The 15399-nt window shown below is 54.1% G+C and carries 11 protein-coding genes and 1 pseudogene; 5 read left to right on the plus strand and 7 right to left on the minus strand.

Annotated elements, in window-relative coordinates; translation table 11 throughout:
• Positions 1-23 precede the first annotated feature (23 nt).
• From HX823_RS06810 to pelG, 5 genes are read left to right on the plus strand one after another with little or no spacing between them, the layout of a single operon-like run.
• Entirely contained in the window at positions 24-542 is a 519-nt protein-coding gene (locus HX823_RS06810; protein ID WP_016979090.1) for a hypothetical protein, read from the plus strand.
• A gap of 5 nt (positions 543-547) precedes the next feature.
• On the plus strand, positions 548-1915 hold the full coding sequence (locus HX823_RS06815; protein WP_038842103.1) for a PelD GGDEF domain-containing protein: 1368 nt from the start codon (positions 548-550) through the stop codon (positions 1913-1915).
• A complete protein-coding gene (locus HX823_RS06820) occupies positions 1893-2888 on the plus strand; it encodes a HEAT repeat domain-containing protein (protein WP_038842100.1) in 996 nt (331 codons plus the stop codon). The genes HX823_RS06815 and HX823_RS06820 overlap by 23 nt, the downstream gene beginning before the upstream one ends.
• Positions 2878-4392 (plus strand): GT4 family glycosyltransferase PelF, encoded by a 1515-nt coding sequence (gene pelF, locus HX823_RS06825; protein WP_038842098.1) that lies wholly within the window; start codon positions 2878-2880, stop codon positions 4390-4392. Before HX823_RS06820 ends, pelF begins: the two co-directional genes overlap by 11 nt.
• Positions 4393-5763: an exopolysaccharide Pel transporter PelG gene (gene pelG, locus HX823_RS06830; RefSeq protein ID WP_038842095.1), complete on the plus strand. Its 1371-nt coding sequence runs from the start codon at positions 4393-4395 to the stop codon at positions 5761-5763.
• 538 nt (positions 5764-6301) lie between these two features.
• Here the strand turns inward: pelG and HX823_RS06835 are convergent.
• The 7 genes and pseudogenes from HX823_RS06835 to HX823_RS06865 form a co-directional block, all read right to left on the minus strand.
• Positions 6302-8074, minus strand: a complete 1773-nt coding sequence (locus tag HX823_RS06835; protein WP_177074463.1) for an NACHT domain-containing NTPase — start codon at positions 8072-8074, stop codon at positions 6302-6304.
• 77 nt (positions 8075-8151) lie between these two features.
• Positions 8152-9840 (minus strand): ATP-dependent endonuclease, encoded by a 1689-nt coding sequence (locus HX823_RS06840; RefSeq protein ID WP_177074464.1) that lies wholly within the window; start codon positions 9838-9840, stop codon positions 8152-8154.
• A gap of 360 nt (positions 9841-10200) precedes the next feature.
• Positions 10201-10788: a hypothetical protein gene (locus HX823_RS06845; protein WP_177074465.1), complete on the minus strand. Its 588-nt coding sequence runs from the start codon at positions 10786-10788 to the stop codon at positions 10201-10203.
• 207 nt (positions 10789-10995) lie between these two features.
• On the minus strand, positions 10996-11616 hold the full coding sequence (locus HX823_RS06850; protein WP_177074466.1) for a hypothetical protein: 621 nt from the start codon (positions 11614-11616) through the stop codon (positions 10996-10998).
• 256 nt (positions 11617-11872) lie between these two features.
• Positions 11873-12148: a hypothetical protein gene (locus HX823_RS06855; protein WP_256350013.1), complete on the minus strand. Its 276-nt coding sequence runs from the start codon at positions 12146-12148 to the stop codon at positions 11873-11875.
• Positions 12145-13123, minus strand: a pseudogene (locus HX823_RS06860) (integrase domain-containing protein). The gene HX823_RS06855 and the pseudogene HX823_RS06860 overlap by 4 nt, the downstream one beginning before the upstream one ends.
• 901 nt (positions 13124-14024) lie before the next feature.
• Entirely contained in the window at positions 14025-15353 is a 1329-nt protein-coding gene (locus HX823_RS06865) for an integrase arm-type DNA-binding domain-containing protein (protein ID WP_177074467.1), read from the minus strand.
• Positions 15354-15399: the final 46 nt, after the last annotated feature.

Here is a 15399-nt window from a genome sequence, read left to right on the forward strand (position 1 = left end):
CAGAATCTACGGGAGAAAAACCTATGCAAGCAATTCGTAACCTGAGCCTGGCTCTGACAGTCCTGTTCGTCGCCGGCTGCTCCAGCTTCACCAGTGAAAACAGCCCGAACCTGCCGCGCAATGCGCAGTGGGGCATCGTGCCGATGATCAACTATTCGCAGACTCCGCAAGCGGGTGAGCGTAGCGAGCAGATCCTGCTCAGCGTGCTCAGCAGCCACGGCCTGCAACCTCGGGTCTACCCAACCAGCACCCAGGGCGAACAGGCGCTGATGGACGACAATGAGCGCCTCACCGGTGCCCTGGAATGGGCCCGTGAGCAGAAGCTCGATTACGTCGTTGCCGGCAGCGTCGAAGAGTGGCAGTACAAGAACGGCCTGGACGGCGAGCCAGCGGTGGGCATCAGCCTGCGTGTGCTGGAAGCCAACAGCGGTCGTGTGCTCTGGAGCAAAAGCGGCGCGCGCGCCGGCTGGTCCCGTGAAAGCCTGGCGGGCAATGCTCAGACGGTAATCGACAAATTGGTTGGCGCCCTTCGATTCGAGTGAACGCAATGAATTCTCCACACATGGATTACAGCCTGGCGCCTCGCGCCAGCGGGCCGGTGTCTTGGCTGGAAACGCTATTGGTGACGGGCTTGGCCATTGGCCTCGGCTTCTGGCTGACTCCCGAAGACCCGTTGCAGATGCACGGTGGTTTCCCCTGGCCAATCCTGGCGCCGCTGCTGTTGGGTGTGCGTTACGGTTTTGTGCGCGGCCTGTTCAGCGCTGTGCTGCTGGTGGCGGCGCTGTTTGCCCTGCGTTACACCGGGCATCAAGGTTATACCCAGCTGGAGCCGTCGTTCATCGTCGGTGTGCTGGTGTGCGGGATGCTGGTGGGTGAGGTCCGCGACCTGTGGATGCGCCGCCTGGAACGTCTGCAGATGGCTAACGAATACCGTCAGTACCGCCTCGACGAATTCACCCGCGCCCACCAGATTCTACGGGTGTCCCATGACCTGCTGGAGCAGCGCGTGGCCGGCAGTGACCAGAGCCTGCGCAGCTCGTTGCTGGGCCTGCGTGAAAAACTGCGTGGCATGTCGGTCGAAGGCGATGCATTGAGCGAGCTGGCCGACCCGATCGTGGCGATGCTCGGCCAATACGGCGCACTGCGTGTGGCGGGCCTGTACCGCGTCGACGACAGCGAGAAAAACGTACTGCCCCAAGCCTTGGCGATGATCGGTGTGATGGGGCCGCTGGAAACCGATGACGGTTTGATCCAGCTGTGCCTGGAGCGCGGCGAGCTTGTCAGCGTGCGTCAGGAACTGATCGATGCCGGCAACGCCGCGCAGTTTTCTTCGCTGCAGGCGTGCATCCCGTTGATCGATGCCGAAGGCCGCCTGCTGGCGATCCTGGCGGTTCGGCAGATGCCGTTCTTTGCGTTCCAGGATCGCACCTTGAGCCTCTTGTCGCTGCTGGCGGGCCACATCGCCGACTTGTTGCGCCGCGATTCGCAAGTGCTGCGCCTGCCCGATGCGGACGCCCAGCAATTTTCGTTGCAGCTCAAGCGATCGCTGGTGGATGTGGAACAGCACACGTTGCCTGCCGGGTTGTTTGCGTTCGAGATGACACGCGCCAACGACGAGCTGACCCGCCTGATGGCGCGCAGCCAACGTGGCCTTGACCTGCACCTGCCGGTGCGCAACAACCGCGATCACGCGCTGTTGCTGGTGCTGTTGCCGTTGACCAGCCCGGAAGGCACCCAAGGCTACCTCGCGCGTATCGGCCTGTTGCTGCACGAACACTTTGGCATCGACACGGATCTGGACAGCCTGGGTGTACGGGTCATGCCTTTCAATCTGGAGCCTGGCTGTGATCGCAACGGGCTGCGTAACTTCCTTTACAACGAGTGTGGCCTGAATGATCAGCAAGTGGCTGTTTAGCGGCGCCGTGTTGTTGGAGGCGGGCAGTTGGGCCAGTTTGTGGCTCGATGCGCCGCAGGTCCACCAATTGCTGGTATTCACCTTCAGCCACGGATTGGCCTGCCTGATGCTCTGCGGCGCCGTTTGGTTGCTGTTGCCGGCACGCTACCGCGCGCCGTTGCCGTGGAGCCCGCTGTTCATTTTCAGCCTGGCGTTCTTTGTGCCGGTGATCGGCACCCTGGGCGTGGTGGCGTCGATCTTCCCGGCGCTGTACCTGCCGCGTAAGCGCGACCAGCAAGCGTGGCAATCGGTCGGTATTCCAGGCCTGCCGTTCCGTGCACAGGCCCAGACGCGCACGCCGATCTTCGCCGATGGGGGGTTGCAGGACGTATTGCGTCACGCGCCCAACCCCGATCAGCGACTGGCCGCCCTGTTGGCGACACGCCGCATGCCTGGCAAGGACGCAGTGCCCATCCTCAAGCTGGCCTTGGGTGACCCCAGTGATGACGTCCGTCTGCTGGCGTACTCGATGCTCGACAAGCAGGAAAGCGACATCAACCTGCACATCCAGATGGCCCTTGAGCAGCTGGCGGGCGTCAGCCCTCGCACAGCCGGCCCGGTGCACAGCATGCTGGCGCGCTGGTATTGGGAGTTGGCCTACCTCGGCCTGGCCCAAGGCAGTGTGCTTGAGCACGTACTGAACCAAGCCAGTGAGCATGCCGAGCAAGGCCTGGCGGCCGGTGAGGGTGGTGAGCTGTTATTGCTGGCCGGCCGTATTGCCCTGGAGCGCGGTGAAAATGAGCGAGCCGAAGCGCTCTTGCATGAGGCCGAGAGAAACGGCTTGGGCGCGGCTCAGTTACTGCCGTTCCATGCCGAGCTGGCGTTCGAAGCGGGTCGCTATCACGAAATCCCCGGGTTGCTCGCCAGCCTGCCGGAAAAAACCCGTCAGCGGCCACCTTTCGCTGAGTTGGTGAGGAGCTGGAATGAATCATAAAGACGCGACCCCGACGGCCGACATCTGCCTGCTGCTGGAAGGCACCTGGCCGTACGTGCGCGGCGGTGTATCGAGCTGGATTCACCAGATGATCCTCGGCCTGCCAGAACTGACTTTTTCGGTGATGTTCATCGGTGGTCAGCGTTCGGCGTACACCTCGCGGCGTTATGAAGTGCCGGCGAACGTGTTGCACATCGAAGAGATGTTCCTCGAAGACGCGACGCACCCTGCCGACACCCGTGGTACGCCACGCGATGCCGACCCGCAGCAGCTGGCCGACCTGTATCGCTTTTTGCATCATCCGGACCAGCCCGAGCGGGAATTGGGTGAGCGCATGCTCAATTGCATCGCCGAGGGCCACATGACCCTTGATGACGTGCTGCGCAGCCGTGCCAGTTGGGACACCCTCAGCGAAGGCTACCGCCAGCATTGCGCCGACCCCTCGTTCGTCAACTATTTCTGGACCCTGCGTTCATTGCAGTCGCCCTTGCTGATGCTCGCCGAAGCCTCGCGCAAGATGCCGCCGGCGCGGGTGCTGCATTCGATTTCCACCGGTTACGCCGGGCTGCTGGGTTGCATCCTCAAGCACCGCTGGAAGTGCACTTACCTGCTGAGCGAACACGGTATCTACACCAAGGAGCGCAAGATCGACCTGGCGCAGGCCACGTGGATTGCCGAAAGCTCCGGGCAGGCGCTCAACCGCAGCCTCGACGGCGGTTCGGGGTACATCCGCACGCTGTGGGTGCGTTACTTCGAACGGATCGGCCAACTGGCGTACAACAGCGCCGACAAGATCATTGCCTTGTATGACGGCAACCGTCAGCGTCAAATCAAGGACGGTGCCGACCCGAGCCGTACGGAGTTGATCGCCAATGGCATCGACCTGTCGCAGTGGTCCCGCGCCATGGAAACCCGTGAGCCCGGCATCGCGCCTGTCGTGGGTTTGATCGGCCGCGTGGTGCCGATCAAAGACGTGAAAACCTTCCTGCGTGCCATGCGTGGCGTGATCAGCGCCATGCCGAACGCTGAAGGCTGGATTGTCGGCCCCGAAGAGGAAGACCCGGAATACGTCAGTGAGTGCCGCAGCTTGATGGCGAGCCTTGGGCTTGAAGGCAAAGTGCACTTCCTGGGCTTCCAGCGCATCCAGGACATCCTGCCCAAGCTGGGCCTGATGGTGCTGACCTCGATCAGCGAGGCGCAACCCTTGGTGATCCTTGAGGCTTGGGCCGCCGGTACGCCGGTGATCAGCAGCGACGTCGGCTCATGCCGCGAGCTGATCGAAGGCGGCAGCGCCGAAGACCGCGACCTGGGCGTGGCGGGCAAGGTGGTGGCGATTGCCGATCCTCAGGCCACGTCCGCGGCCATCCTCGAACTGCTGCGCAGCCCCGAGCGCTGGAAGGCCGCACAGGCCGCCGGCTTGCTGCGGGTCAACCGTTACTACACCGAAGCCTTGATGCTGCAGCGCTACCGCGACCTGTACCAGGCAGCCATGGAGAACAGTTAAATGGCCGGCATTGGCTTCGAACTGCGCAAGATCCTCTCGCGCGACTCATACACCGCCACCTTGCATGCTTATGTGTACGCGGGCCTGATCAGCTCCGGCCCGTGGGTGCTGTCGATCATCAGCGTGATGCTGGTGGGGATCATCAGCCTGGGCCTGCTGTTGCCCAACTCGCTGGTGGGGCAGTTCCTGGTCACGGTGACGTACCTGATGGCCAGCTCGTTGATCCTCACGGGCGGCCTGCAGTTGTTCTTCACCCGCTTCGTGTCCGACCAGTTGTTTGAGCGCAACTACGAACAGATCCTGCCCAACCTGCTGGGCATCCTGTTAATGGTCACGGTCGGCGCCGGGGTGCTGGGGATTATCGTGCTGGCGGTGTTGTTCGATCAGCCGCTGATCTACCGCGTGCTGGTGCTGTCCAACTTCGTGGTGCTGTGCAACCTGTGGCTGGTGATCATCTTTCTTTCGGGGATGAAGAAGTACAACCGCATCCTGCTGGTGATGGTGGTGGGTTACTCGCTGATGGTGGCGAGCGCCTACCTGCTGAGCTTCCTGAAAATGCCCGGCCTGTTGCTGGCGTTGTTGATCGGGCACGGCAGCCTGCTGTTCCTGTACCTGTACGACATCCTGCGCGAATACCGCGCCGAGAAAATGATTGCCTTCGATTTCCTCAATCGTCGCAACGTATTCCTCAGCCTGTTGGTGACCGGGTTCTTCTACAACTTCGGCATCTGGGTCGACAAAATCCTGTTCTGGTTCAACCCCGGCACCTCCAACGCGGTCATCGGCCCGCTGCGCGCCTCGATCCTGTACGACATGCCGATCTTCATCGCTTACCTTGCGATCATCCCCGGCATGGCCGTGTTCCTGGTGCGTATCGAAACCGACTTTGCTGAATGGTACGACCGCCTGTTCCGCGCCATCCGCGACGGCGAGACCTTGCAGCACATCGGCTCGCTGAAAACCGAAATGACCCTCTCCATCCGCCAAGGTCTGCTGGAAATCTGCAAGGTCCAAGGCCTCACGGTGGTGCTGCTGTTCCTCTTCGCCCCACGCCTGCTGGAGTGGATCGGCATCTCCAGCTACTACCTGCCATTGTTCTACATCGACCTGATCGGCGTGAGCATCCAAGTGGTGTTCATGGCGTTGCTCAACGTGTTCTTCTACCTCGACAAACGCCGCGTGGTGCTGGAGTTGTGCGTACTGTTCGCGATCCTCAACGCCGCCCTGACCCTGCTCAGCATGCACCTGGGGCCTAGCTTCTTTGGGTATGGGTTTACGCTGTCGCTGCTGGTGTGCGTGTTGCTGGGGCTGGCGCGGCTGTCGTCGGCGCTGGAAGATCTGGAGTATGAGACGTTTATGTTGGCGCGGTGATTGGCTGGTAGGAGATGTGACGAAGGCACTTGTCGGGGACGGCAGGTGCCTTTTTTGTCGCTGGGGCTTGATGGGGCGGTTGTGCTTTGGTTTCCCGTACTCCAGAAACCACAAAGCCCCGCATTGCGGGGCTTCGAGATATGGTGCGGCACCAGACGAACGGTATGTTTCGGGAAGGCTAGGTTTTTCGAGCATTTGGAGTTCGCTGGAAAATTCGGCGTACCTCAACAAGTAACTATAAATAAATCAGCTATTTATGGCGCTCGGTGGAATCGAATCCGGGATTTTTTAGATGTGAGCCCATTGTCAGTCTGTAAGTAATTCAGAGCCGCATAGGAATGGTAAACCCCCTGAATGTGAACGTTGTCGATCATCTCTTTCGTAGAGAATAGGCAGGAATCCGCCAATAGCTGCCGTGGCGACAGGCAGCAGACGGCCAATAGCGGACGTTTTGCGTAGTGCGTCCTGAACGCCAATCAACCATGCCCCATAAACCACTAAACAGAGCGAAGGCTAGCAGCCAACGATTCCGGCCTTTTTAAAACAAATCAAATATTTGGCACTTAGATTGCTCAACATCGACTAATAGTCGATATTTTTTAACTTCCTCAATCATAGACTGCTCGACTTTTGATAGTCCTAACCAAATCGAAGAGATGTCGATGTTTTCTACGATAGATCGTACACCTATCGTAATTGTCCCTGGATTTGCAGTTTGAGGGGATTGCCGTACTGCTCTTTGAATTGTTCTGTTATCTGACTTTTCAATCGCGAGAAAAATTATTTCAGACAGTAGCTGCTGAATTTCTAAAGTAAAAGGGTGGTGCCTAGTTATTCCAGAGTTAACGGATGATACGCGAAAATTCGACATGACAATCTGCAAGTTTGGAAACATACCATTTAGGTATTTTATAAGTGCAGCATCGCTGCGAGTGGACAGTAGTTCAGTGATTTTTGTAAGCTCTTGCGGATATTCTGCCAGCACATACAGCTTGCCATATCTATAACTATCTATACTGCTCAGAAAAAGCAGTACGGTTCCCCAGTTCAACATGTTGCTCGGGGCAATATGATAAAATTTATGTGCTGTAGAGTCGGGTGCATTCTTAATAAAGGATGCAGCGTGATACTCCATAATGCTTTTATGCAAAAATGTGGTTTCATCGAAGCCGTCTTCAAGCATCAGACATGAGGTGTTTATTATGTCCTTTCGAAAATTCTCCATTTCGCATTTTGATTCTGGGGCATATTTCAAGGCAAGATTGAACGCTTTTTTAAAGTCATCAAAGCTTATTGTTCGATCTCCACCTAATTGCATTATGGTCATGCAAAACGCATCAAATAGCGTTTGAATCTTACTCTCAGAAAGCCCTGTAAAGTGTTCTCTCCTAAATCCTGCCTTCAGTCTGTCGTGCCCTGTAAATACCGTATTAAACAACTTATCGAAAAAGATCGGCAGCGTGCTAGGTATCTCACGCTCATTTTTGTATACCAACACTAAAAGTGTAAGCATCAGTGGCGTTGTAATAATACCTTTGATGCTTTCAGGAGCTTGAGAAATGGCATCGGTGATGCTAAATCTGTCTACGGATTCCGGAATGATTTTCCTTAGAAAAATTTCATAGTCGCAACTTACAAGCTCAGCTAGTGCGTAAACATTGAATCCTTGCAGATTCTGAGCGGCGTGATAGGGGCGTGAGGATATTATGATTCTAAGCTCATTATTTTTTGTTCGTAGTTGCTCAATAGCAAATACTGCTGATTTGACCAACTCAGTTGGAACCTCATCAAAGCCATCAAGTACTAATGCTATTTTTCCATTTGCTGCCAAATATGACAAAATGGAGACGCCACCGCCAATCCCGCAGGTATCTAAATAATCAAGAATCAGATCTTGTAAGCCTCGCTCTGCTGAGAGCATTCTCATTTCGATGAATATCGGGATGACCCCGTTACTCAAGAGGCGATTACAAGTGTGGCGCATAAGAATAGACTTACCCTGCCCGACTATCCCCTCAATTGTAATATTGGAATTTGAGAGGCTTTGTAGTACATCTATTTCTTGCTTGGAATATTTTTCTATAACTTTTGAAGGAAAGTAAAAGTCATCTATTAAAACGCCTGTATCCCTCGACCACATTGTTTTGATGGTATTGATATCCAAAACCTTCTTTGAGAGCTTCTCAGCAATAGTAGTGGTCTCCCACTTTAGTTTAGAGTCCTTTATGAAAGAAGCGCACTCCTTGCCAATTATTGTAATAAGTGGTGTTAATAACTTTAACAAAGATGCGCTTGTTACTTCTATTGGCATTGTAAGCTCGCTGTTCAAACTATTGTAGAAGTTCCCTCACGGATCCGACGCCCCACACGGCGGCCCTTAGACGGCGTTTAGGCATTCCAGATCGCTTCTGCGAATTCAGTCAAAGTCGGATCTGCTATACCTCTTGTCACCCTGCAGAGGTCGATATTTTGGCCAATCTGCGCTTGAAGCTTGCCTCTGATCGCCCGTTCTACGATTTTACCGTGCATGAAGCCGCGCCTGTTGCCGTCAAAACTTTGAGTGCATTCCCGCGCGATCGCACCAGCGTTGGGCTTGTCTGCTCCTCGGTATGAGTCCTGCAACCGTCTGTTGTATATTGTGTTTATATATTTCTCAAGTATTGAGTCTCGCCGTTCTACGAGGCATTCTTCAATTAACTCGGCAACCTGTTGGTGTGTTAGCTGTGGGTAGAGCGCATTAATATGTTCTTCGTTCACAAAATGACTTTCGGCATCATTCCCAGCGGAAACAAAGACCTTGATGCCTACGGCTTCTAGGCTGGCCTTGTATCCCGCAACCTCTTGCTCCGTCATGTAATCCCGGTCGCGATGGACTACTACAGAAGTGCCAGGGGCATGTTCAACTATAAAAGAATTCAATGCCTGGGCGACTTGTATGTTGGAACAACCGTTGTATGACCAAACCTGATACTCCTCTGGCAAGAATCCCGAGGATTCAGCTATGAGGTTTATGTATTCTGCGTCCGCATCTTCAGTTAATAATATGCAAGGTATCTCGCCATTCCTTAACTGGTCGCCCTTATCGAGTGCGCCGATTTCTAACAGAATGCTTCGTTCAAGGTCTTCCGAATTCTCTATCAAAGAACAATTATTTATCCAGTGGACGCGGGCATCATCTTTTAACGCATCAAAAAAGTGTCGGGAGTGTGTCGAGATAATAAGCTGGCAGCCGGTTTCCAGATGAAGTTCTTTCAGCAAAATCGCTAGAATTCGTTGGTTGTTAGGGTGCAGATGTGAGTCTGGCTCGTCCAGTATCAGCAACTTTGGCTTATATAGATAGTAATAGGCCAATATTTGAATGGCTTGCAGAATCCCTGTTCCGCACGAGTCAATCGGTAACGAGATTTCATTACTCGTCACCCTGGCATTGATATGTTCATCCACATTCGGATCAAATCTGACACTTATTTCATAGTCAGGAAATACCGTTTTAAACTTATTTTTAAAGGAGCCCCATGATTCCTGCTCCTTCGATAGTAATAGCAAAATATTTCTGAAGACGCTGTTGGAGTCACCTTTTGCGGCAGCTTTTCGCACCACTGATGGCGGCCGGTACTCTTCAAATGAAGGTATGCCTGCGAGGCCAGGAACAATCATTGAATATGGATTTTCGATGTTCTGGAGATGTTCTCCTAACTCTCTGCCCTCTAGGGATGTTGTGATATTTCTATTCTTTCCCTTACGGATTGTTACGGTCGAACTTGTAAGCTCGTTAAAGGTGATTTTGATCGCATGTTCTAACGATGTCTGAAGCCTTCCGTATGGTGCTAGCGCTTCGATATCCCTCAATGGAGAATAAATCAAAGATTCACTCGAGAGCGATGATGGACATCTATCTTGAGCCCATCGCGCGCCTTGTTGAGCAGTCGTTTGAGCGATAGAGACAGAGAATTGGATTGCTTGTTGTATGCTGCTCTTGCCAGCATTATTCGATCCGATTAGTAGATTGATTCCTTCAAGAGGTATTTCAATATCTGTGATATTTTTGAAGCGCTCAATTTTTATACTGCTAAGCAAATCTATCTCCTTATTGATTTCAACTGATTAGAGGTGCACGCGAACAGATGAAAGCCGTTATTGGCTTAAAACTACCCTTTTCATCGTATGGTGTATATCTCAATCTAATGCGATGACACCAACCATTATTTTTATGCAATGAGGCACGATGGCCAAGGCTGAATCGCCCCTGTTTTCGTAGGCGGCCTGACCGACCGGTTTGGGTCGATAGCAGACCCTGAGTGAAGATTAAAAAGCATCAAGATCGAGCCCGACGCTTTCTCACCGTCTGCCTAGTAAAGGCTGGGCAATGCAGCCTGATCGGTGACTCTGTGTAGTTTGAAGTGGTCAGCTATCACCCTTGGCTTCTTATTTGGCACTCTATTGGTCGTCGGAGAGTATGCGTGCCCTTGAGATTAAAGAGCCCCGATTATCTCCGATATGAATAGAGTTTTTTATGCAGTAATTGGACCAGATTAGCTCTAACGTAGTAGTGACCTCCTGGAACTTCTCAGCGTTCTCAACTGATCTGATCATCATGAAGTCAGAATCAGAGGTTTTTGGTCGAATAAATCTAGGGTTTAGCTTTTCAAGCTCACTCAACTCGCGTTCTTCTTCGATGGTGACGATTTTTGAGTGAACTAAGGAGTTGCGAAAGATGACCATCAATTCAATAGTTTTGCATAATTCCTGAAAGGTGTCAGATCCTTCCACTCCTATGCGGTTGCAGAGCCATTGAAATTTCCCAATGATCGTAGAGTTGATATATTTTTTTAGCTCTTGGCCGATGAATACTGCATCGCCATAACCATTTAATTTTGATTCAAAGGCAAAGCAGAAAAACGCCATTGCGGGGACCAGTTTTTTGAATATGTAGCCTGGCTCTGTAGATTTAGCCTCCTCAAGCAAAGTTAACCCAATTGATTCTAGATATCGAGAGTTGGAGGTTCTTGATTCTATCCTTGCCATATTTCACCACGAGAAAAAATATATTTGGAATGACCGGCCGGTCGTGCCAGGCATAAATCGGCCACAAGTAGTCCGTCAGATACGTCTATGAAACTAGGGACGATTCAATTTCACCTATACCTATAGATGGCATTTGAAAAAATGCTTTCGAACTCTGGACAAGTCTATTTAAAAAAATAAATGCCTCCCCCTTTTTGTCCTACGTGGTCATCGGTAGATAAATCTTATCTCCTCATGAACCTTCCATTTGTCGGCTACGCCTTTGATCGGCGTGACGCTACCAATAGCCACGAGATTGGTAATGGAATGCAGGATATCAGCAGGGGAGAGGACGTTCCGACCGTACTTTTTCGCGTGCAGGTCTGCATGGGCCTTAATATCTGCGAGTTTGGCGATTAAGCCATTATTGATGCCGGCTTGCCACATGGCCATGATGGTTACGGCATCAGACTCGGTCAACTGGACGCTCAGATTTCGACTAAGGCTACGCAACACCATCAACAGAGCCAACGGAAACGTCCACCAAGTATTTATTGACTCGAGAGTCAGCGTCCCCCCAGCTATGGTCTCAAGCAACAGGCCTAAATCCAGCCTGATATTGCCCGGTTTGGTGCTCCTTCCACCTCCTCTGGCCGACGAGTTCATGACAATCATCTCCATGAACCGTGACTCTTCTTCTGGTGGCGATATCCGTATGGCAGAGTCCATCAACTTGCGAAGCGCGTCTTCTAGCACTGTTTCCGGAATACCTGTCGAACGCATTTCTTCTCTGAGCAGCTTCTCGATCTCTGCTTTTTTTTGTTCTTTCCTTATGTAATCCCTGCCCATAACCCTTCCTTTGACGTCGAGTGCTTCATCAGGTCGGCACGCTGCTTATTCGATTGAAATGCGTGCGCTGATGGAACGCTATTCTTTTGCCATCATTTTGTCCATCACGCCTCTGGCTTAAGTCCACGCGCATTATTCGACTATTGCCTACGCCAACCTAGGGAGTGGCCCCGGATTTCCTAGGCACTCGATGACGGCTTTCGGTCGTAAGCAGGCGATTGCGAGCATCTGCTTATGGCCGTTTTCTGACCTTCGTCTAGCGGTGGAACTGCCAGGGTTTTCCTAAGCGATGAGTGAGTAATTGCATGGTCAGCAAATAGTAATAGCGCGTCGATTCAGTGTGCTGGTTTAGGTGGTGATTCAAAAACCACGCAAGGTGTTTTCTCTGCCAAGTCCATGGATTGTCGCGTTGCCAGCGCTCAGCGATTGCTGTTTGGATAGCCTTCGCCTGACGCAAGTGGCGTTGGCGTGTTGTATGCGACCCGGTCAGGACGCCTGACAGGAACAGCTCCATATCGAATGCCATGCTCATGCTCGACCCCCAATGTAAGCCGACACTACGTCGATACGGCCGTGCCAGCTCATAGCTGACTTGCACTCGGGCCTCCTGATCAAGGAGTCGGTCGAGCTGGTAGCAGTTGCCGCCGTAGATGGGCGCAAGATGTCGAGTGATTTGCTCATAGCGTTCGCACGCATAGGCCGCACGCAATTCGTGGAAGCCTTGGAGGTTGTGCGTATGGAGGATGTCCCGTGCAGGGCGGACGATCTGCCGTTGAAAATCGAGGTAGCTTTCGTTCGGCGCAAGCAGGTTGCGACTACCGTCGGGTGAGACCTGTTCGGCAAACCTCAGCGCGTCACGAATATGATCATCTACCGTAATCCAGCGAGGTGCTGACGAGCCTGAACGACCACCTTTGGTGCCGTCCTGGATGTTGATCTTGCGGAGTTGTTCGGCCTCACGCTTTAGGTGCGAAAGGTCGGCCAAAATGGCCTCGCGTAGGCGCATGCCGGTGGCGCGCGCCAACTGAGCGATGGCCGCCGCGCGCGGCATTTGGTGTTCGCAGAGCACCTCGACGATCCGCTTCACGTGTTCGCGGTCTTGGCCTTGCGGCGCCGAGCAACGAACACTGGTACGCCGCATTCCCAACGCCTTGCTCGGACTCACGACTTTCACATACTGATCACCGCGAAGCGCAGCCATGGTCCGGTTCACGCTGGGCAATCGGTTTTGCGCGGTGGCGATGCCAATAGCGCCTTGTTCAACCTGGTGGCGCAGATGTCCGGCATAGTTCCGCAACGTCTGCCGATCAATCTGCCGCGCATCGTTAAACCTCGGCCCATCCTCCGAGCGGCACCAACGTACAAATGCCTGCCATCGGTCACTGTGCGCTTTGACCGTGCCGTAATGACCTCCGCCAAACAGGTCTTTCAATGCCTGCGGTCCGGCATAACTCAGTTGCCGGCCATAGCCGAAATTGCTCCCGTCACGTTTACCTACCAGTGCCATGATAGAACTCCTCTCGAAGCCAAACCTTTGAAACTTTCCCCACGTCATCCCGCCACGAACGTTGAGTGTTATCAGGGATCAAGGCCCCTGCGACCTGTGAGGGTGTCCACTAACGCGGGACTGGCGGCTCCTTACGACCGGGAGCTTGGGCATCTCATGATCTGACCTCCTGAACACTTCCAAAGAAGTGGGCGGGTGGAGGCTGCGTTGGCTGACGAGGCCGGCGCCGCGAGATCCTGAGTCAGGTGAAGGCAGTGATGCGATGACCGGGGCGTGCCTGACTGTCAGTCAGGTGCAGTCCATTCCGTGGGCTGCGGCAACATCATCTGCATCGCTGTTGCTGGTGACTTCGGTGTTTGTCACGTCGATTGTCACGATGGGGAATGCCGCAAAGCCTTGTACGAGTTGGGCTGCAGCAGCGATAGGAGCGCCCGTCTCTTTCCGGGAGAAAGAGACGGGCGCAGGTTGGCGCAAGGAATGGCCAAGGGGATAGGTTGCTGCAGGGCAGCTATGTAAGGGGATGAGTTGCCGCAGTGGGCACACTGGTAAAAGTAGGCATCCATCACATCGCTGTGACCGTGCGAGCCGCCGGACGCTAATCGCACTTTGGGTGAACCACCACGGTGTGGCGTAGCCTTAAAGGTTCTGGCTACCTGGGTTGCTGTCAACGACAGCGCTTTGTCCGATCTTTTCTACGCCTGTGGATAATTTGGGTCAAGGCTCTAATTTTCGGGAGTTCTGCGGCTGTGGATGAAATTATCCATCGGTGGAAATCAGTAGTTTTCCACAGACAGTTGCGTGGGCTTTAGATTTTTAAATGAGGTCCATCCAAGCAGGGCGGCTTTGCAGCCCCGCTTGGATGGACCCGCGTGGAAGGGCGGACAACGTTGATCTCACAGGCTTACCCACGTTTGGATGCGCCACGGCTATTTTGTAGGGCGGTGATGTTGTCGCCGACCGGGTGAGCGAATTCGTGGGGTGTTACATGCCCATGGCGGTTGGCGTCGATGTAGTTGCTCCACCACGCCATGATCAGCCGTCGCTGCTCCAAAAATTCAGCTTTGTGGATATACGCGGCGCGCACGCGGTTGCGTTCCTTGTGGCTCATTTGTCTTTCGATGGCTGCGTCGGTCCATAACCCAGACTCCAGCAGGGCGCTACAGGCCATGGTCCTGAAGCCGTGCCCGCAGACTTCCTTGGTCGTGTCATAGCCCATGTTGCGCAGAACCTGATTCACCGTGTTTTCGGAGATCGGCTTCCAATACTTGTGGTCGCCGGGCAGTACCAGTTCGGAGAAGCGGTTCATGCTCCGCAGCCGTTCCAGAATCTCAATGACCTGTGGCGACAGCGGGACGATCTGGATATCTCCGTTCATCTTGGTGCCGCGAGTGGAGTTGGGTACCCCATCGATCGCTTTGCGCGTATCAGGTATCTCCCACATGGCTCGCTGCAGGTCGAATTCGCTCCACCGAGCAAAACGTAACTCACTGGAGCGGACGAACACATGCAGGGTGAGTAGCACCGCGAGCCGGGTCAGTTCTCGGCCTTGGTAGTTGTCGATGCGCTCAAGCAGTTCAGGTAAGCGGTTGAGTGAGAGGGCAGGGCGATGCACCGTGCGCGGTGCGTAGATCGAACCGGCCAGGTCGAGGGCTGGGTTCTGGGTGATTTGCCGGGCCCTTTTGGCCCCACGCATGATGGTGGACATGTAGTTCTGCACCCTGAGCGCCACATCCATCGTTCCCCGTTCCTTGATCCGTTGGGTGATCTCTAGGAGGTCATGGGTATCCAGTTCAGCGATGGGCCTTTGACCAATCAACGGGAAGACGTGGGTGCGCAGTCGGCTCATCACTGTTTTGGCGTGGCCCTCGGTCCAGCGGCGGGACATTTCCCCATGCCACTCTAACGCCACGGTTTCAAAAAGCAGTGCCGCTCGTTGGGCGGCGACTTTGGCCTTCTTCTTCTCTTCCATGGGGTCGAGGTTATCGAGCAGCAGCGCTTTGGCTTCGTCGCGTTTACGTCGGGCGACGGCCAGCGGGACGATAGGGTAGTTGCCGATGATCAGCGTGCCTTCCTTGCCGCTGGGCTTGAAGTATCGCAAGCGCCAGGTCTTGACGCCGTTGGGTTTCACGAAGAGGTACATGCCGCCGCCGTCGAAAAGCTTGTAGGCGCGTTCGCGGGGTTTGGCCGTGCGGCATTGCAGGTCGCTGAGGGGGATCGCTAGACGTGGCATAGGGGTACGCGCTCCTGATCGGAAAATCGCAGTACCCCTAACATAC

The sequence above is a fragment of the Pseudomonas sp. P7759 genome (assembly GCF_013386445.1).
GTDB lineage: Bacteria > Pseudomonadota > Gammaproteobacteria > Pseudomonadales > Pseudomonadaceae > Aquipseudomonas > Aquipseudomonas azotoformans_A.

What these genes read in the sequence shown, in the direction of transcription:
- HX823_RS06820 (WP_038842100.1), top strand. Translation starts at nt 1,893, where the DNA reads ATGATCAGCAAGTGGCTGTTTAGCGGCGCCGTGTTGTTGGAGGCGGGC.
- HX823_RS06855 (WP_256350013.1), bottom strand. Translation starts at nt 12,148, where the DNA reads ATGAGCATGGCATTCGATATGGAGCTGTTCCTGTCAGGCGTCCTGACC.
- pelF (WP_038842098.1), top strand. Translation starts at nt 2,878, where the DNA reads ATGAATCATAAAGACGCGACCCCGACGGCCGACATCTGCCTGCTGCTG.
- HX823_RS06850 (WP_177074466.1), bottom strand. Translation starts at nt 11,616, where the DNA reads ATGGGCAGGGATTACATAAGGAAAGAACAAAAAAAAGCAGAGATCGAG.
- pelG (WP_038842095.1), top strand. Translation starts at nt 4,393, where the DNA reads ATGGCCGGCATTGGCTTCGAACTGCGCAAGATCCTCTCGCGCGACTCA.
- HX823_RS06810 (WP_016979090.1), top strand. Translation starts at nt 24, where the DNA reads ATGCAAGCAATTCGTAACCTGAGCCTGGCTCTGACAGTCCTGTTCGTC.
- HX823_RS06815 (WP_038842103.1), top strand. Translation starts at nt 548, where the DNA reads ATGAATTCTCCACACATGGATTACAGCCTGGCGCCTCGCGCCAGCGGG.
- HX823_RS06835 (WP_177074463.1), bottom strand. Translation starts at nt 8,074, where the DNA reads ATGCCAATAGAAGTAACAAGCGCATCTTTGTTAAAGTTATTAACACCA.
- HX823_RS06865 (WP_177074467.1), bottom strand. Translation starts at nt 15,353, where the DNA reads ATGCCACGTCTAGCGATCCCCCTCAGCGACCTGCAATGCCGCACGGCC.
- HX823_RS06845 (WP_177074465.1), bottom strand. Translation starts at nt 10,788, where the DNA reads ATGGCAAGGATAGAATCAAGAACCTCCAACTCTCGATATCTAGAATCA.